At 60.5% G+C, this 19,229-nt stretch carries 13 protein-coding genes; 8 read left to right on the top strand and 5 right to left on the bottom strand.

Annotated elements, in window-relative coordinates:
- Positions 1-23 precede the first annotated feature (23 nt).
- Positions 24-2,435 (bottom strand): homocysteine S-methyltransferase family protein, encoded by a 2,412-nt coding sequence (locus BMZ24_RS07670; protein WP_092190937.1) that lies wholly within the window; start codon positions 2,433-2,435, stop codon positions 24-26.
- 179 nt (positions 2,436-2,614) lie between these two features.
- Here BMZ24_RS07670 and BMZ24_RS07665 point away from each other — a divergent pair, with 179 nt between their 5' ends.
- The 8 genes from BMZ24_RS07665 to glpX are packed head-to-tail and all read left to right on the top strand — an operon-like array spanning position 2,615 to position 10,691.
- On the top strand, positions 2,615-3,685 hold the full coding sequence (locus tag BMZ24_RS07665) for a sigma-70 family RNA polymerase sigma factor (protein WP_192623942.1): 1,071 nt from the start codon (positions 2,615-2,617) through the stop codon (positions 3,683-3,685).
- A complete protein-coding gene (locus BMZ24_RS07660) occupies positions 3,675-4,448 on the top strand; it encodes an HD domain-containing protein (RefSeq protein ID WP_092190935.1) in 774 nt (257 codons plus the stop codon). Before BMZ24_RS07665 ends, BMZ24_RS07660 begins: the two co-directional genes overlap by 11 nt.
- On the top strand, positions 4,445-6,142 hold the full coding sequence (locus tag BMZ24_RS07655) for a tetratricopeptide repeat protein (protein ID WP_092190932.1): 1,698 nt from the start codon (positions 4,445-4,447) through the stop codon (positions 6,140-6,142). Before BMZ24_RS07660 ends, BMZ24_RS07655 begins: the two co-directional genes overlap by 4 nt.
- Positions 6,139-6,909 (top strand): hypothetical protein, encoded by a 771-nt coding sequence (locus BMZ24_RS07650; protein WP_092190930.1) that lies wholly within the window; start codon positions 6,139-6,141, stop codon positions 6,907-6,909. The genes BMZ24_RS07655 and BMZ24_RS07650 overlap by 4 nt, the downstream gene beginning before the upstream one ends.
- A 20-nt stretch (positions 6,910-6,929) precedes the next feature.
- Positions 6,930-7,256 carry a hypothetical protein gene (locus tag BMZ24_RS07645; RefSeq protein WP_092190928.1) on the top strand — a complete coding sequence of 109 codons (327 nt, stop codon included), beginning with the start codon at positions 6,930-6,932 and terminating at the stop codon, positions 7,254-7,256.
- Positions 7,257-7,706: a ribose 5-phosphate isomerase B gene (gene rpiB, locus BMZ24_RS07640; RefSeq protein WP_092190926.1), complete on the top strand. Its 450-nt coding sequence runs from the start codon at positions 7,257-7,259 to the stop codon at positions 7,704-7,706.
- A 29-nt stretch (positions 7,707-7,735) separates the two neighbouring features.
- Complete coding sequence (gene tkt / locus BMZ24_RS07635; RefSeq protein ID WP_092190924.1) at positions 7,736-9,709, top strand: transketolase; 1,974 nt, start codon at positions 7,736-7,738, stop codon at positions 9,707-9,709.
- A gap of 1 nt (position 9,710) precedes the next feature.
- Positions 9,711-10,691, top strand: coding sequence for a class II fructose-bisphosphatase (glpX, locus tag BMZ24_RS07630; protein ID WP_092190922.1), 981 nt, complete (start codon positions 9,711-9,713; stop codon positions 10,689-10,691).
- Between the two features lie 881 nt (positions 10,692-11,572).
- Here glpX and BMZ24_RS07625 read toward each other — a convergent pair.
- The 4 genes from BMZ24_RS07625 to BMZ24_RS20350 all read right to left on the bottom strand — a co-directional run.
- Complete coding sequence (locus BMZ24_RS07625; protein WP_092190920.1) at positions 11,573-12,103, bottom strand: DUF6691 family protein; 531 nt, start codon at positions 12,101-12,103, stop codon at positions 11,573-11,575.
- On the bottom strand, positions 12,100-12,639 hold the full coding sequence (locus tag BMZ24_RS07620) for a YeeE/YedE thiosulfate transporter family protein (RefSeq protein ID WP_244150303.1): 540 nt from the start codon (positions 12,637-12,639) through the stop codon (positions 12,100-12,102). Before BMZ24_RS07620 ends, BMZ24_RS07625 begins: the two co-directional genes overlap by 4 nt.
- Positions 12,640-13,012: 373 nt before the next feature.
- Positions 13,013-14,401: a TolC family outer membrane protein gene (locus BMZ24_RS07615; RefSeq protein ID WP_244150318.1), complete on the bottom strand. Its 1,389-nt coding sequence runs from the start codon at positions 14,399-14,401 to the stop codon at positions 13,013-13,015.
- Between the two features lie 548 nt (positions 14,402-14,949).
- Positions 14,950-19,229 (bottom strand): tandem-95 repeat protein (locus BMZ24_RS20350; protein WP_143077853.1); only part of this gene is annotated, 4,280 nt, incomplete at its 5' end.

Here is a 19,229-nt window from a genome sequence, read left to right as displayed (position 1 = left end):
CTCCCGCGTGATTCCTTGAAAGATCAGGCCGACCGGACCTCGGCGCACAACCGGGTGGCCACGCGCACCGCCGCCACCGCGTCGTCGGCATAGCCGTCGGCGCCGATCAGGTCCGCATAGGACTGGCTGACCACCGCGCCACCGACCATGACCCGGCAGGGAAGGCCCTGCTCGCGGACCAGGCGCACGGTATCCTCCATGCGGACCATGGTCGTGGTCATGAGCGCGGACAGGCCGATGACCGAGGCCTTGTGGGCCACTGCCGCCGCGACGATGTCCACGGCCGCAACATCCTTGCCCAGATCGACGACATTGTAGCCGAAATTCCTGAGCATCAGGCAGACGATATTCTTGCCGATGTCGTGAATGTCGCCCTCCACCGTGGCCATGACAATGGTGGCCTTGACCTCCTGCCCCTCGCGCACGAGCAGATGCTTGATGGACTCGAAGCCGATCTGCATGGTTTCGGCGCAGAGCAGGAGCTGCGGCAGAAAATACTCTTTCTTCTCGTACTTTTCCCCCACCTTGGCAATGGCCGGGATCATCTCTCCGTCGACAAGGACAAACGGATCCTCGCCCGCCGCGATGCGCTCGCGCAGCATCTCGACGATGCGATCCTTCTGGCCCTTGATCACCGCCAGCGCGACAGGACTGCCTTCCTCTTCGGCCGGTCCGGAAACGGCCGCGGCCACCGGATTTCCAGGATTCCATCCGGCATAGGAGGCGATGAAGCCCGCGGCCTGGCGGTCCCGGCCAAGGAGCACCTCCGCCGCCGCCAGATTCTCGCGCAGGCGCACGGCGTTGGGGTTGGCGATGAACGAGGTCATGCCGACGCCCATGGCCATGGCCAGGAAGGTCGAGTTGATCAGATCCCGCGCAGGCAGGCCAAATGAGATGTTGGACAGGCCCATGGTCGAACCCAGGCCCCAGCGCTCACGGCAGTGCCGGATGACATCGAGGCAGGCCTTGGCCGCCTCGGGCTTGGAGGATACGGTCAGGGCCAGGGCATCGACCAGGATGAGGCGCCTCGGGATGCGGAGGCTTTCGGCCTTGATCAATAGTTCCTCGATGATGGCCAGCCTCTCGGCCGCCGTGACGGGCAGCTTGCGGCCTTTGAGCGGCAGCAGGATGAACGGCGCGCCGTAGTCGCGACAGAGCGGGCCAAGGATATCCATCCGCTCTTCCTCGCCGCTGATGGAATTGACCAGCGCCGAACCCGGATAGGCCTCAAGGCCCGCCCGGATCGCCGAGATGTCGCTGGAGTCCAGGCACAGGGGGATGGAGTGGGCGCTGGTCAGGGTGCGCACGGCCAAAGGCAGCATGCGCGCCTCCTCGACCATGGGTGCGCCCACGTTGACGTCCAGAAGATCGGCTCCGCGCTCGACCTGCTCCTCGGCGTAGACCATGAGGCGACGGGTCTCAAGGCGTTGCAGCTCGGCCGTGAGCTCGGCCTTGCCCGTGGGGTTGATCCGCTCTCCGATGATGCGGCAGGGACGATCAAACCCGAACTCCACCGCCCGGGAACGGGAGGTGACGATCAGGCAGGGAGGATCGGAAATCTCGGGCCGCGACACGCTCTTGCCGGTGCAAAGCGCGTTCAGGGCCTGGATGTGCTCAGGCGTGGTGCCGCAACACCCGCCGAGGCAGGAAACGCCCACTTCCACAAGGGTCGAGACCGTGGCCGCGAAAGGATCCGGGGGCAGGCGAAAAACCGTGGCCCCATCCACCAGTTCGGGCAGGCCCGCGTTGGGCTCGATGAGCACCGGAGTCCGGCTTACGCGCAGCATGGCCCTGGCGACCTCGATCAGCTGCTCTGGTCCGGCGCTGCAATTGGAGGCGATGAGGTCCACGCCCATGTTTTCCATGGTCTGGGCAAAGATTTCCGGGGTGGTTCCGGTCAGGCTGACTCCGCCCTCGAAGGTCATGCTGATGCCCACGGGCAGATCGCAGACTTCGCGCGCGGCCACGACCACCGCCCTGGCCTCGGCCAGATCGAAATGGGTCTCGCCCAGGATCAGGTCCGCGCCGCCTGCCGCCAGGCCACGAATCTGCTCCTTGAAGACGTCCACCAGCCCGCGAAAGGAGATGTCGCCCAAGGGCTCGATCATCTTGCCCGTGGGCCCGACGCTGCCGGCCACGAAAACCGCGTCACCCACGGCTTGACGCGCGGCGCGGGTCATGGTCTCATTGACTTCGAACACGTCCAGGCCGTGCGGAAGCTTGTAACGGGTCGCGCCAAACGTGTTGGTGGTGACCACATGCGCCCCGGAACGGGCGTATTCGGCATGGATCGCCGCGACAACATCCGGTCGCGCCATACCGAATTCCTCGGGGGACTGTCCGGCCTGAAGGCCGCGACGCTGGAGCAGGCTACCCATGCCCCCGTCAAAAATAAGAACGTTTCCGCCCTTGAGTGCCTGGCGAAAATCGCGCATTTCAACACCTCACGTAGTTCAAAAATTCACACTCCGGTGAACGAAGGGCCCTACTGAAAATCATTGAAAAGGACAAACAAAAACTCTATGATGGAAAACTCCGAAATAACGGATAGCTTCTCCAGAGAGCTTCTCGCGGAACAGCCCCGGGCACATTTTTTTCACCATTGCAGCACGTGATGCCCAAGAACCACCTCCATTCACGCACCATCATGAATCCCAATAAAAGACCCGAAGACAATGCTCTGGATGAAGAGCTCGAAACACCCTTGTCAGAGGATACCGAAGAATTCGACGACGATGATATCGACGATTCCGACAAGATCGACACTGTCGATATCGACGAAATCGCCCCGCTGGTCCTGGCCACCGTTCCCAAACGGGAAGTCGCGACCCTGGACCCGCTGCACATCTACCTTCAGGAAATAAAGAAGTTCAAACCGCTGGAACAGGACGAAGAATTCGACCTGGCCCGGCGCTACCGGGATGAAAAGGAAGAGCAGGCGGCCTTTATCCTCATCACCTCCAATCTGCGGCTGGTGGTCAAGATAGCCATGGACTTCCAGCGGCGATGGATGAAGAATGTGCTCGACCTGATCCAGGAAGGCAACGTGGGCCTCATGAAGGCGGTCCAGAAATTCGACCCGGACAAGGGCATCAAATTTTCCTATTATGCCTCGTTCTGGATCAAGGCCTACATCCTGAAATTCATCATGGACAACTGGCGCATGGTCAAGATCGGGACCACCCAGGCCCAGCGCAAACTCTTCTACAACCTGGGCAAGGAGCGCCAGCGCCTGCAGGCCCAGGGTTTTGACCCGAGCACATCGACCCTCTCCAAGAATCTGCAGGTCTCCGAAGCCGACATCGTGGAGATGGGACAGCGCCTGGGTCAGCACGACGTGTCCCTGGACATGAAGATCGGGGACGATTCGAGCTTCACGCCCATGGACTTCATACCGGCCCTTGAAGCCGGAATCGAGGAGCAGATGGCCGCCGACGAGATCAGTGTGCTCATCCATGACAATATTGATGCCATACGGGACGGCCTGAACGAAAAGGAACTCGACATCCTTGAGCAGCGTCTTCTGGCCGATTCGCCCATCACCCTGCGTGAAATCGGCGACAAGTACGGGATCACCCGCGAGCGGGTACGTCAGATCGAAGCGCGCCTGCTGCAAAAGATAAAGGCCCAGATGTCGAGCACCATCCAAGATTTCTCCGCAGAATGGATTGAACATGAAGAATGAAACTCTCCTTCGCATCAAACAGGAAAGTGCAGCCGTCACCCCTGACGCCCTGCCCAGCTTTTATACGGCCATGAGCGCGGAGCTCGCCTCCGCCCGGGACACCTTCTTTTCGCACCCCATGGTCCTGCGGTGCCGCGAGGACGTGCTGCCCTTTCTGAACGACGAATTCGGACACGGCATCGACCATTCGAAAAAAGTCGCCATCGAATGCAGCGCGCTGATCCTTGGCGAGGCAGAGGCGCTGGGGCTGGAGCAGGCGCGGCGGCTGAGTCTTCTGGCCATGCTCGCGGGCCTGTTGCATGACACCTGCCGCCTCGAAGGCGATCACGCCACGCGCGGCGCCGACCTTGCGCTGCTGATCCTCCGGGACTATCCCCTCACGGACGAGGAAAAGCAGATGATCGCCGACGCGGTGCGCTGCCACGAAGCCTTTTCGCCGCCGGCCGAGTTTGCCCACCACGGGACGCAGGTCCTGGCCGACGCGCTCTATGACGCAGACAAATTTCGATGGGGACCCGACAATTTCATCACCACCCTGTGGGAAATATGCAATTATCAGGAGTGGACCCTCGAACAGATTCTGGATAAATTTCCTGCCGGGCTTGAGGTCGTGGCTTCCATCCAGAACACGTTCCGCACTTCCGCCGGAAAAATTTACGGTCCGGAATTCATAGAGTTGGGCCTCGACATGGGAAAAAAAATTTACCAAATAATCCAGGCATTTTGTAGAAAAAATGACTGCTCCGGACACATCACTGCATGATCAGAAAGCTTGTCCAACGGCTCCTTCTTCCCGCCGCCCTAGCGGCTTCCCTGGGGTGCGCCCATCAGGCGGCATCGACGCCTTTGCCCATGCCGCCCACGCCAGTGCCGGCCTCTGCCGAAGCCGAGGCCATCTATTCCTATCTGGCCTACCGAGAACTGCTACAGGAAGACAAAAAAGACCAGGCAGCCCAGGCGCTTGAGCAGGCCATCGCCCTCGCACCCACGCCGGAGCTCTACCTTGAACTGGGCAACCTGCACTGGCGCGCCTCCAAGTTTGCCGATGCCCTGGTTGTCCTCAATCAGGGTCTGGCCAGATACCCTGATTTTGAAGCGCTGGTCAGCACCCTGGCCAAGACCTATGCGGCCCAGGGGCGTTTTGACGACGCAGTGCTCGTTCTGGACGACTACCGCGAGAAGCACCCCGAGCAGATCGATCTGGCCCATGAAGCCGCGCTCTATCGTCTTGAGCAGGGAGAGTTCGGCGAAGCCGTGGACAGGCTGAACGCCATCCCCCAAAAAGACGCCAACGCGACAACGAAATTTCTCCTTGGAAAGGGCTTTTTCGGCCTCGAACTCTATGACAAGGCCATCACCGCCTACCAGCAGGCCGTAGCCGCGGACCCTGAGTATTACAATGCGTGGATAGAGCTCGGCCTGACCTACGAGGTCCAGAAAAACTATATCGACGCGGAACGCGTCTTCGCCAAACTCGTGGATTCGGGAATCGGGAACCAGCAGATTCTCTTTCGCCTGATCGAACTCAACCTGAAGCTCAACAATCCCGATCAGGCTCTTGCCTATGTACAACAGGGCGCTGATGACCAGTCGCTGGTCCTGGAAGCGGCCAATCTGCTGCTCAACCAGGATTTCTTCGACCACGCGGCGGAGCTTCTGGACCCCATGGCCCGGGAAAATCCGATCCCCAGCGACGCGCTTTTTTTCCTGGCCGTGCTCGAATACGAAGGCCGCGACAATGCGGACAAAGCCATGGCCTATCTGGAAGCCATACCCACAAGCCATCAGCACTATGAGCGCAGCCTGATATTCCGCATCCATCTTCTCTACCAGAAAAACCAGAGGGAAACGGCCAGGGAGCTGTGCCTGTCGGCCATGACGCTTTTTCCCAGACAGCCGGAATTTCGCATCATCATGGCGGAGATGCACGAGTTTGAAAAAGAGTACCAGCAGGCGCTGGACGTACTGCTTAAGGCCACGGCCCTCTGGCCGGAGAACACGACCATCCTCTACCGCCTGGGCCTGATCTACGATCGCATGGAACACCGGGACCAGGCCATGATCATGATGGAAAAGGTCATCTCCAAGGATCCCGAACACGCGGACGCGCTCAACTACCTCGGCTACACCCTGGCGGAACAGGGCCTCGATCTGGAAAGGGCGCAACTGCTGATCGAAAGCGCCCTCAAGGTCAAACCGGACAACGGCTACTTTGTCGACTCCCTGGCCTGGGTCTACTTCAAGCAGGGCAAGAACACGCTTGCCTGGCAGGAAATAAGGCGCGCCGTCCAGCTCGTGGATTCGGACCCGGTCATCTGGGAGCACTACGGAGACATCGCCCGCGCCATGGGTCTCATCTCCCAGGCCCGCGAAGGCTATGCAAACTCGCTGGATCTTGAAGGCGAAAATGCCGAGACAGTGCGAACCAAACTCAATTCCCTGGGCCGGACGCGATGAGAGCTTTTGCTCTGTTCATCCTGCTTGCCGTCCTTGGGGGATGCGCCCCGCAAATACCGATCCGGGACCCGGAAGCGGTTTCGCGCATATGGTCCACCCTGCATCCCAGATCCTCGGCCGCGGACCGCATCACGGCCCGGTTTTCCATGCACGTGGCGACCAGCGAGCGCACGGGGCGCCTGGTGGGGCAGCTTTGGGGCTATCCTGCTTCCGTCATCCGCATGGATCTGTCCTCGGGCACCGGTGCATCGGTGGCCATGATTCGTGAAACCCCGGACCTCTGGACCGCCTTCATCCCGTCGGAAAACAAGGCCTACCACCACGCCCAGGCCCGGGCCGGGTTGGCCCTTTTCCAGATTCCCGTGCCGTTCGACGCCAGACAGATCGGCAGCCTGCTCGGCGGAGATCTCGGGCCGGTCCTGCCGCCGGAATACACCTCTGTAGAGGGTACCCGGGAAGGCCGCATCCGTTTCAATTTTTCCTCGGGCGACGTAGCCTACATGGAAACCCCGGAAAACATGGAAATGCTGATCCTTGGCGGCAGGCAGGGCTGGACGCTGACCTGCGAAGGGGCCTACTCGGCACCGGCATTTCCCGACCATGTCCTCTATGACAAACACACTTTTTCATCCCCCAGGGATGGCAAGGCCGTGCTCAGGGTCAAATCCCTTGACGCCGGCGGAGAATGGCAAAACCGCGACCTGGACTTAAGTCTACCCCAGGACGTGCAATGGATGCGCATCACATCCACGCCTCGGAACAACTAAAACTTCATTGGAGGGAGTGAATGCTCAAGGACACGTTAAAACCCGTCACCAACGGATTCAAGCTCCTTGCCAGCGAGGGCAAGTGGGTATTCATCAAGGGCTTTCGGCGCTGGGAAATCCGGCAGATGGAAAAACGTCTGGCCGAAGAATTCCAGAACCTTGGCCGCAGCTATGCCGCAAGCCGGAACAAGGGCGAATCCTTCGACCCCAAGGCCAGCGACAACGACCTGACCCTGAAGCAGATCAGCTTCCTGCAGGAAGAAATCGCCCATCTGGAGCAGGAACTGGCCTCCACCCGGGCAGAATACATCAAGAACCGCGCGGAAAAACGCGGCGCCGAGGTCTAGATGCGCACCATCGTCTTCGGCTCCGACCACGCGGGTTTCGGCCTCAAGAACATTCTCATGGAGCACCTCGCGGGGCGCTTCAAAACCATCGATGTCGGCACGCACTCTCTTGAGAGCTGCGACTACCCCAATATCGCGGGCAAATTGGCTGAAGAGGTGCTGAATCTTGAAGCCACGGGCATACTCATCTGCGGCTCCGGGATCGGCGTGTCCATCACCGCCAACCGCTTCGAGGGCATCCGTGCCGCCCTGTGCGCCAACGAATACATGGCCCGCATGAGCCGTATGCACAACGACGCCAATGTGCTGTGCATGGGCGAACGCATCATCGGAGTCGATCTGGCCAAGGCCATCGCCGACGCTTTCCTGGACACCGAGTTCGAGGGCGGGCGGCATCAGCGCCGTGTAGACCTGATCGACCGGCAGACTCCTGCACATAAACAATCATAACGCCTTTTCCGCACATCACGAGAATCATCATGACCACCAACGCTTCCCAGATAGATACCAAAGCCGTCAACGTCATCAAGGGCCTGATCATGGACACCGTCCGGGCCTCCAACTCCGGGCATCCCGGCGGAGCCATGTCCTCGGCCGACTTTGCCTATGTCCTGTTCAAGGAATTCCTCAACTTCGATCCCAAGGACGCCAAGTGGTTCAACCGCGACCGCTTCGTACTGTCCGCTGGTCATGAATCCGCCCTGCTTTACGCCATCCTGACCTTGCAGGGCAGTCTGAGCGTCGATGACCTCAAGGCATTCCGCCAGTTCGGCAGCAAGACCCCCGGGCACCCCGAACACGACATGACCGACGGCGTCGAGGCCACCACCGGCCCACTCGGCCAGGGTTTTGCCATGGCCGGCGGCATGGCCGTGGCCGAGGCGTTCCTGCGCGACTATCTGGACGCCCAGAGCGCAGGGCACTTCACCTACGCGCTGGTTTCCGACGGCGACGTTCAGGAACCCATTTGCCTTGGCAGCGCCGCCCTCTTCGGCCATTGGGGACTGGGCAGGCTCATCGCCTACTATGACAGCAATAAGATCCAGCTGGCCGGTCCCACCTGCCGGGCGGACAAAATCGACCACAAGGCTCTTTTCGAGAGCATGCACTGGCAGGTCATCGAGATCGACGGCCACGACCACGAGCAGATCCGAAAAGCCATCCTTGAAGGCCAGGCCGAAACGGCAAAGCCGACCCTGATCATCGGTCACACGACCATGGCCAAGGGCTGCGCCACTCTGGAAGGCAGCGAATCCACCCACGGCTCTCCGTTGCCCGAGGCGGAAATCACGGCCACCAAAGCCAAGCTCGGACTGCCCGACGAGAGTTTTTATCTCCCCGAAGACGTACTCTCGCACTTTCGCGCCCGCTTCGCCTCCCTGGGCGCGGCCCGCAATGACTGGGACAAGCTGATCACAGCCAGGCTTTCGGATGCTGACTTCGCGGCCAGATGGGAAAACGCGACCACTCCGGTCTGCCAGCGCAGCCTGAACTGGCCGGAATTCGAGTCCGGATCCAGCGTGGCCACACGCAAGGCCTTTGGCGCCTGCCTGGGGGCCATGATGGAGCAACTGCCCACGCTCATGGGCGGTTCGGCCGACCTTGATCCGTCCAACCAGACCGTCAAATTCCGCGAGTTTGCAGGGATTTTCAATGCCGCCAGCAACGCAAAGGGCCGCAACCTCTGCTTCGGCGTGCGCGAATTCCCCATGGGCGCGATCCTGAACGGCATGTCCCTGCACGGCGGCATCGTTCCCTTCGGTGCGACCTTCCTCGTCTTCTCGGATTATGAAAGAAACGCCATCCGCATGTCTGCGCTGCAGCATCTGCCGGTCCTGCACGTCTTCACCCACGATTCCTTTTTCGTCGGCGAGGACGGCCCGACCCATCAGCCCATCGAGCATGTCAGCTCCCTGCGTCTCATCCCGAACCTTCTGGTGCTGCGCCCCGCCGACGCCCGCGAAAGCGCGGCCTGCATGGCGGTGGCCCTGAAACAGAAATCACGGCCCTCCGTGCTGATCTTCACCCGCCAGGGCCTCCCCGTGCTCGACCTGCCGAACCCGCTGGAAGAACACGTGAGCAAGGGCGCATACGTTGTCCGCGACCCTGAAGATGCAGCTCCCCAGATGCTGATCCTGGCCTCCGGCTCGGAAGTGCACCTGGCACTGGAAGCCGCCGAGGCGTGCCCGGAGCTGAAAATCCGCGTCGTGTCCGTTCCGAGCATGGAACTTTTCGACGAACAGAGCGCACAGTACCGCGAATCCGTCATGCCCCGCTCCATCACCCGCCGCGTGGCCATCGAGGCCGGACGCTCGGACCTGTGGTACAAATACGTCGGCCTGGACGGAAAAGTGTGGGGAATCAACCACTTCGGAGCTTCAGCTCCGGCTGGCGTGCTGAAGGAAAAATACGGATTCACCACCGCCAACCTGATCAAGTTCATCAAGGAATAGCATGGAAGCCCCGCAACGAAATCTGGCCATGGACCTGGTCCGGGTCACTGAAGCCGCGGCTCTGGCCTCGGCCCGTTGGCTCGGCAAGGGCGCCAAGAACGAGGGCGACGGAGCTGCCGTGGACGCCATGCGGCTGTCCTTCAACACCCTGGATATCGATGGCCGCATCGTCATCGGCGAGGGAGAGAAGGACGAAGCTCCCATGCTCTACAACGGCGAGCACATCGGCACGGGCCGTGGCGCGGCCGTGGACGTGGCTGTCGATCCTGTCGAGGGCACCAATCTGCTGGCCTACGGACGGCCCAACGCCATTGCCGTGGTCGGACTGGCTCCAGCCGGAACCATGTTCAATCCGGGCCCGAGCTATTACATGAAGAAGCTTGTGGTTCCGGCTCCGGCCAAGGGCGTGGTCGACATGAACGCCCCCGTGGCCCACAATCTTGAGGCCACGGCCAGGGCCCTTGGCAAAAAGGTCGAGGATCTGGTCATCTTCGTTCTGGACAAACCCCGCCACAAAGACCTCATCGCGCAGATCCGCACCGCCGGGGCGCGCATCCAGCTGCACACCGACGGTGACGTGGCCGGGGCGCTCATGGCCGTCGATCCATCATCCAACGTGGACATGATGTTCGGCACCGGCGGCACTCCCGAAGGCGTTTTGGCGGCCTGCGCCATCAAGGCCCTTGGCGGAGAAATCCTGGCCCAATTCGATCCCCAGTCCGATTCCGAACGCAAGAACGTGCTCGACTTCGGACTGGACCTGAACCAGGTGCTGACCACTGACATGCTCATCCGCGACGACAACGTCTTCTTCGCGGCCACGGGCATTTCGGGCGGCACGTTCCTGGGCGGCGTTTCCTACACCGGCACGGGAGCTACCACGCACTCACTGGTCCTGCGCGGGAAGACCGGCACCATCCGCCGCATCACCTCTACCCACCAGTGGGACAAACTGATGCGTTTTTCGTCCATCAAGTACTAGACTCGCACGCTCACAAAACATCAAGCGCCTCCAGCCGAAACCCGGCCGGAGGCGCTTTTTTCATTTCTGTACTTGCCTTAAAAAAACTCTTCCAAGCTCTCAGCAAAACACCCTCAAACCAATCCGGAAATCGTACCCCATCGACGCCACAAGGCCCGGGGGCGTCATGGCCTTGGGGTCCGTCGGCTGTCTGACTGAACCAGGCATCGTTTGTTGAAACGTTGCCTGTGAGCGACCTCGATTTCCGTCCGGCACGCAACGATTCAACTCTACGAGGCCGGAGAAGGAGTTCCGGCGGGCCCCAAGGCCATGACGGCACCGGGCCGCTTCCCGCAAAAAAAACTCTTCCAAACTCTTAGAAAAAAACCGTCAAACCAATCCTTAAAATCAAAATCTTACCCCATCGAAGCCACAAGGCCCGAGGGCGTCATGGTCTTGGGGCCCGTCGGCTGTCTGACTGATCCAGGCGTCGTTTGTTGAATCGTTGCCTGTGAACGACCTCGATTTTCCGTCCGACACGCAACGATTCAACTCTACGAGGCCGGAGAAGGAGTTCCGGCGGGCCCCAAGGCCATGGCGGCACCGGGCCGCTTCCCGCAAAAAAACTCTTCCAAACTCTCAGCGAAACACCGTCAAACCAATCCTTAAAATCAAAATCGTACCCCATCGACGCCACAAGGCCCGGGGCTGTCATGGTCTTGGGGCCCGTCGGCTGTCTGACTGATCCAGGCATCGTTTGTTGAATCGTTGCCTGTGAACGACCTCGATTTCCGTCCGGCACGCAACGATTCAACTCTACGAGGCCGGAGAAGGAGTTCCGGCGGGCCGCAAGGCCATGGCGGCACCGGGCCGCTTGCCGAAAAATATCGAATTGAAAACGCCTAGAGCCCCCGGCTCTCAAACCAGCGGAAAAGCCCCAGCACAACGCAGATAAACACGATAATCACGACCCAGGGCGAAACGCCCAGGGCCTCGGGCAGTCCAATCTTGCCGTAGTCGGCCCAAGACAGAACCGTGCGCTGAAAAAAGGGATACAGTTCCGCGTAGATTGCCGCGCCCGCCAACATGCCGGCAATGGCGAAGATGGCGTGCCAGCGTCCTTCTCCAAGCGCCCCCATGGAGGTGCCTGGGCAGTAGCCCATGACTGCCCAACCGGCACCGAACAAAGCTCCGCCGACAAGAACCGCGCCCACGTTCATGGACTTGTGGCCCAGGGTGATCATCCCTGCGCTGGACATCAGGGCAATGCCTACCATGCCGACAATGATGGCGGAGAACATGAACTTGAGAATGGTCATGTCTTTAAGCAACATGGCCCCGACCTGTTTCTCGAAGCGCAATACCCGGCCCTTCTGCAACAAAAAACCAAAGAGGATGCCGGTCACCAATCCGAGGATTTGATCCGTGCTCATCGTGACCTCCTTCCGTAAATGAACCCCGCCACGATTATGCCCACGCCAAAAAACATGCCCAGAGCCACAAAAGCGCTGACGGAAAGCTGCATCATGCCGCTGAGACCGTGACCACTCGGGCAGCCGCTGGCCATGCGCGCGCCCATCATGGCCACGATCCCGCCCAAGAAAGCCCAGACGGCGCGTTTTCCAACTGATGGCCCGAAATGTTTTTCCCAGGTTGGAGGAACGCTTTCGAGCTTGAAACTCTTGTCAGTGCATGAGGCGATGAACGCTCCGGCAAAGATACCGAGGACCAGCATGAACTGCCAGTCAACCTTCACCTTTTGTTTAACGAAATATTCGTTGGCCTGTACGTGCTCCGGAGCAATCTGCTGTTCAATCACACCCGCGCCGCGCACAAATGTGGTGGAAGCTCCCAGATAACTTGTTTTCCCGAGCCAGACCGTCGTGGCATAGGCTGACAAAATGGCCAGCACGCCAACCAGGGCTCCGGCCAGATATGGATTCCATCCACCGGAATCCTTTTTCTTCATTTGCATGCACCATACCTCCTGTTTGATTCCCGACAAATTAACCCAACAGAACAAATTTAAGCAAGTACATCCTCCGTCACGTCGTAATCTGAAAATATTGAAAAGAGCTTGACCCGGCCAATGTTGACGGGACCGGCTTAGCTGCCGCGAATCATGCAGAGACGTCCGGCGGCAAGGCGCCAACCGGACGAATATGGACATATCCGGAACACGTGAAAAGTTGGGAGAACCCTAATGCCACTATAAGGTGATCCAACGGAACGATCTTCTTGCTCCAGCAAATAAATTTTCCCTGAACAGCCGTTATAAACGGCCATTCAGGGAAAATGAAGGGAGACAGGAACGGTGTATCCTTGACAACGCCCTTGGCCAGCTATTTGGCCTCGCCAAGGTCCTTGACCTTGAGATCCACGCCAAGGGCGCTCATGAGCTGGGAAACGGGCATGCAAAGTCGATAGTATGAAAAAGTATGCGCCGTCATGCCGTTCAGGTACACCTGCTGTGAACTGAACAGACTTTTCTGTGCAGAGACAAGATCGACAAGAGTGCGCTGCCCCATGCGAAACTGATCCGTGTAACTCGAAACCACCTGCGCATTTTCGTTCGTCAGGTTGCGCAGCACAGGCAGCAGCTTGCCCGTGGCCTTGTAGAAGCTGTACGCCGTGCGCACATCTTCCTCCACCTGACGCTCGACATCCAGGGCATCCTGCTCGGCGCGCATCTTCTCATTTTTGGACTTGCGGATGGAAGCGGCGTCAGAACCGCCGCGGTAAAGATTGAGGTTCATTTCCAGCATGGCGGAGGCGTCGTGGTAGCTTGCCTCGTAACCACCCGTGTTGTCCGAACGGGCGGCGGAAACCTTGGCATGCAGCTTGGGCATATACGCACCTTTGGCCGACTTGATCTCCAGTTCCTTCTGCTGCACGGCCAGGCGGGCCGCCTTCAGGGCGCGGTTGCCGTCCCGGGCCATGCTGATGGCGATGGCCTCGCTCTGCGGGATGGCCAGCAACGGCGGCTCGGGCATGGATAAAACACCGGGCTTGTCACCGAAAAATCGGGCATAGCCCGCCTCGGCGTCGTCCAGGGCCTGGTTGGCCTGGATCAGCCGTGAACGCGCCTCCTGCAGCGCCGCTTCGGCCTGGGTCACGTCAGCCTGCGTGCCGCCACCGCTCCCGAGGCGGATGCGTGTCAGGTCAAGCAGCTTCTCGTGCTCCTCGATGTTGCGCACGCAAAGCTCCACCAGCCCCCGGGCCCGGATCACATCCAAAAAATACTGAGTGGCGCTGAGACCGACATCCTCGGCCGTGTTGAAGAGCTCCTCCTTCTTGGACTCGGAGTACAGCTTGTCGGCCTCAACCCTGGACCGCGTCAGGCCGCCGTCGAAGAGCAGCTGGGACAGGACCAGACGCTGCTCGTCGGACCATTCCTCGCCCTGACCGTCAGCCTCCCTGGCGATGGTCGTGTCGTTGCGTCGCAGGCCATAACCGCCCCTGGCCATGAAATCCAGCTGCGGCAGAAGCGCGCCGTAGGACTCGCGGTATGCATCGTGCGAAATTGAATACGCGTGCTTCTGACTCAAAAACTTGGGATTGGAATCCATGGCGGACTGGATGGAAGCCTTCAGGGAATCGCCGCCCTGGGACACGTTCATCAGCACCGACTCCACCCCCGGGGCGCCCAAGGGCTCGATCCCGGTGCTTCTCTCCTGGACCACGAGTAGTTGAGCCGGGGACAGCGCCGGAATCAAAAACACGACAACCATCACCCAAAACATCCCGTGGTATACAAAACGCCTGTCTTTCATCTTGCCGTTCCTCCTTGGTGCAATCCCGGTTCGGGTCATCCGATTATCCTGTGTTTGATAGTATGAATCAAAGATTCAGCATGACTTCTTACTGCGCATCCATAACGCGCTGAATTCATATTAAAATATATATTCATAAATTAAACATACATATCTGAATAAGTAGCTGAACAAAAATCTACAAAAATATACTTATAGCAGCATTTGTTGCAAAACTATGAGCCACCTTTCATCGCAAGGAGAAATCACCCCAAAAAAAACAGCCTATATAAATTTCAAGTCACGCCCTGCGTGTTGAAATCCGTATGATCAATGAAGCCGGGATCGATCCAAGGCGTTGGCGTAGTGCAAAGAAAAAGGGCTCTTCGGGATGTTTCCGAAAAGCCCTTTGGCGTTCAGCGATGAGTTCGTGATGTTCTGGCTTGTGGCTTCCTCGGCCACCATGGGCTGGATGACGCTTAATCCGGTGGTCTTCGTATTTCTAAAAGCCCTCAAGCGTTCCAGAGTCAGCCCGTGATGTTCTGGCTTGCGATATCCTCGGCCACCATGAGGTGAACGACGCTAGGTCCGACGGTGTTCGTGTAATGATTGTATTCAAAGCCGTCGGAACCGACCACGTCCGAGGCAATCAGCGACCAGCCCGAATCCGTCGTGGACACTTGATCGGTGCCGTCACCGTACACCCAAAGGGTATCGGTGTCCGAAACAGTGAGCACATCGCCGGCCCGCAGGGTCAGCACATTGGCATCGTCCGCTCCGCCCTGCATGTCGACGCGCTCGATGCCGGAGATCCTTCCGTCCGAGACCATGGCGCTCAGGTCCAGAGTCTGGCCGAGACCGGAATGGTCTTCGAGCTTGAAGACGTCAAACCCGTCTCCTCCATGCACCGAATCGTCGGGTCCGCCGAGAAGCAGATCATCTCCGGAGTCGCCATGGAGCAGATCCTGGCCCGGGCCACCTACCAGCGTATCATGGCCGTCGCCGCCGTACAGCGAATCGTCGCCGCCAAGGCCCACAAGGCTGTCGTCGCCGCCGAAGCCGCGCAGCTCATCTTTGGAGCTCATCAGGAACACTCCGTCCCAGTCGGTGTCGCGGCCCAGCAGCGTGTCGCCGTGCTCGGAGCCCCATACGCCGTCCATGTACCACAACCAGTCGCCGTGTTCCTCGCCAGTTGGGTCGGCACCGGTCTGGCCGGGTTCGCCCCGGCCCGGATAGGAGGGGTTGGGTGTGCCGGGATAGGCGTAGTTCTGATCGTCCAGATCCACGAGCACTCCCAGCGCGGCATTCCGGTAGCTGGCGATGTCGTGGCCGCCCCCGCCATGGATAAAGTCGGAGCCGACGCCGCCCTCAAGGGTATCATTGTCTGAATCCGAAGATGTATTCCCGCCATCGCCCCACAGACTATCCTGCCCCTCGCCGCCGGTGATGAAGTCGTCGCCTCCCATGCCTTTGAGCTCGTTGTCGGTTTCGAAGCCGAGGATGGTGTCGTCGAAGCCGGAGCCGGTAACGTGATGGATGCCCAGCAGCGTATCGCCTTCGGCTTCGCCGCCGCTCTGGGCCGCGATACCGTCCTGGCGGGTCAGGTCCACGTAGATCGCCGACGGCGAGTTGGCGTAGTAGGCCAGGATGTCCCCGTCCACACTGCCGAGAAGCAGATCGCCGTCCGCGCCACCCTCCAGGGTCTCACGGCCATGGTACCCGAGGCCCCCCAAGAGGGTATCCCGCCCCGCGCCGCCGGAGAGGAAGTCTCCGCTGTTGTCGAAAGCTTCGCTGTCGACAGGAATTGTGTTGCCGCCGAAGAGGGTGTCCATGTGGTAGTTGCCGCCCGCGATGAAATCGTCACCATCCCCGCCATACAGGCTGTCTTTCTCGGTGCCGCCAATCAGGGTGTCATTCCCGGAATCGCCCCACATCCGGTCTTGCCCGGCGCCTCCGAACATGGCGTCGTCGCCCGCGCCGCCCCACATGCTGTCGTTGCTTGTCTCCCACCAGTTGAGACTGGACGGGTCATCGCCGCTCATCGTGTCGTTGCCATCCAGGCCCACGAGCCAATTGTCGGCGTTGTCGCCCACGATTGAATCGTCATTCTCCGAGCCCATCACGTTCTCGAAACCCGTGAGCGTGTCGCCCTGGGCGTCGCCTCCGCTCTGGGTCGCGATCCCGTCCTGGTGGTACAGGTTCACGCTCACGCCCGCCGTGCTCGTGCTGTAGTCCACCCAGTCGCCGCTATTGTGGAGATTCGCATCCGTGTTCGTGCCGCCGTCCAGGGAATCGGCCCCGGAACCGCCGCGCAGCGTGTCGTCTCCCGCGCCGCCAATGAGCGTGTCCGCCCCGGCCAGGCCGTCCAGGAAATTGTGGCTCCCGTCGCCCGTGAGCTGGTCGCCGTGGACGTCGTTCGTGCCGATGACGTGCTCGATGCCCGCAAGGGTGTCGCCCAGGGCGTGGTTGCCCGTGCCGCCGCCCGTCTGCCCGACCGCGCTGTTCAGATCGACGTTCACCCAGGACGGGCTCTGGCTGTAGTCGGCCGTATCCGGGTAGTAGAAGTTCGTGGTCGCAGTCCAGCCGCCGTCGAACACTTCAACGACGTCCAGGATGCTCTCGCCGCCCACCAGGGAGTCCGCCCCGGCCAGGCCGGCGAACACGTTGCTCACATAGTCCTGGCCGATGAGCGTATCCCCCTGGGCCGAGCCGGCCACGTTCTCGATGCCCGTCAGCACGTCGCCCTCGGCATGGCCGCCGCTCTGGGCTCCGGAACTGGTCAGATCCACGTGCACGGCCGCGCCGCTCGCGCTGTAATCCGCCCAGTCGCCCCCGGGCGTCGCCTCGTAGCGGATCACCGGATTGAGTAAAACGCCACCGAGCTCATTGTAGTGGTATTTGATGGCCTCGACGACGGTGTTCGAACCCCCGTCCAGGGTGTCGGCGCCGGCTCCGCCGTTCAGCTTGTCGTCACCATCGCCCCCGGCCAGCGCATCATTGCCTGCATTGCCGAACAGGGTGTCGTCGCCGGCCAGTCCGGACAGGAAGTTGTCCGCGTCGTCACCCGCCAGCACGTCGCCGTGCAGCGTGTCGTTCGAGCCCAAGACGTTCTCCACGCCTGTCAGGACATCGGACTGGCCATGATTGCCGCTGCCGCCTCCCGTCTGGGAGCCAGTGACGTTCAGGTCGATGTTCACCCATGTGGGGTTTGAACTGTAATCGGCCGTGTCGACGCCGTCGCCGCCGTCGAGAAGGTCCGCCCCGGCTCCGCCGACCAGGATGTCGTCGCCGCCGCTGCCGTACAGCTGATTAGGGTACAGATTCCCGATGAGCGTATCGCCATGGGAGGAACCAATGACGTTCCAAATGTATTCCAGCGTATCCCCGATGGCTTCGTTCCCGTCCGCGCCGTTCCCCTGGACCTGAACCCTGTTGTTCAGATCGATTTCCACGGCCAGGCTTTGGCTGTAGCTGATCTTAGTTAAATTTTGTGACGTAAGCGTACCCGACATGTAGTCGGCTCCGGCGCCGCCCTCCAACTGGCCATCTGTGCCCCGCAGAGAGTCGTTGCCATCGCCGCCATAAAGATCCGCCGTACCGCTGGCGTAGATAGTGTCATCGCCAGAGCCGCCGTACGCTGCGCCATCATGCAAATCAAGATAATCGTTTCCGGCCCCGCCTATGAAGAGTCCTCCGCCATAACCGGTTTTGAACAGCATGTCGTCGCCGTCTCCGCCATACAAGGTATCGTGGGTACAGCCGCCTGCTAATATATTGTCGGCGTCATCGCCCATGATCACGTTGCCCAACGCCCATGGGTCATCACGATGCAGCGCGCCCAAAACATCCTCGATGCCCCGCAGGACGTCACCCTCGCCAAAATTGCCGCTGTCGCCGCCGCTCTGTGGTCCTGTGACGTTCAGGTCGATGTTCACCGATGTGGGACTTTGGCGGTAAAAGGCGGTGTCGACGCCGTCCCCCCCGTCGAGAATGTCCGCTCCCAGGCTCGCCACCAAGTAATCGTTGCCCGCTCCGCCGTACAGGGTGTCGTCGCCCGCTCCGCCATGGGGAATGAGATTCAAGCGCACGTTATCCATGTTGCCTCCGCTGAACAGCCAATCGTCGCCGTCAAAGCCGTAGACAAGAAACGTCGCGTCGGTGCGGGTGGTGGCGGTCGTGCAGGTAATGATTTCCCCGCTATCGGTGCCCCACATCTGTACGGGGATGCTGTGCATGTCGAAGGTCGTTTCGGGGGTGGCGGTCAGGCCGTCGTTCACGGTGAAGGTGAAGCTGTCGTCCTCCACGACGCGGATCTCGGAACCGGCCTCGGGAGCGAAGCGGTAGGCAACCCGCCCGGCATCGATGTCGGCCTGGGTGAAAACCGTGCCGGAGAAGTCCGTGATGGCGACTCCGTCCAGCATCAGCGTGCCGAACTCCGGAGCGTGGGTAATCGTATAGGCGAGATCCGACGCCGCATTGTCGACATCCCCGGCGTGGAGGTATCCCGCAAGGGAGACGGTGGCTTCGGCTTCCACGTTGATCGGCGCGTTGAGGTCGATGAACGGCGCGTCGTTGACCGGGTTGACGGTCAGGTTCGCGGACGTCGCCGTCGCGCCGCCGTTACCGTCGAAAATCGTATAGCCGAAGCTGACGGCGCCGTTCCAGTCGGCGGAGGGCGCAAAGGTCCACGTGCCATCCCCGTTGTCGGTCAGCGTGCCATCGCCCGAGGCGACGGAAAGTCCGGTCACGGTCAGGGCGTCGCCGTCCGCGTCCGAGGCGGTGGCCAGCAGATCGGCCCGCGAAAAGA

It is taken from the genome of Desulfomicrobium norvegicum, from assembly GCF_900114595.1.
Lineage (GTDB): Bacteria > Desulfobacterota > Desulfovibrionia > Desulfovibrionales > Desulfomicrobiaceae > Desulfomicrobium > Desulfomicrobium macestii.
The sequence above is the reverse complement of the archived record's forward strand: the minus strand, read 5'-3'. Positions and strand labels throughout refer to the sequence as shown.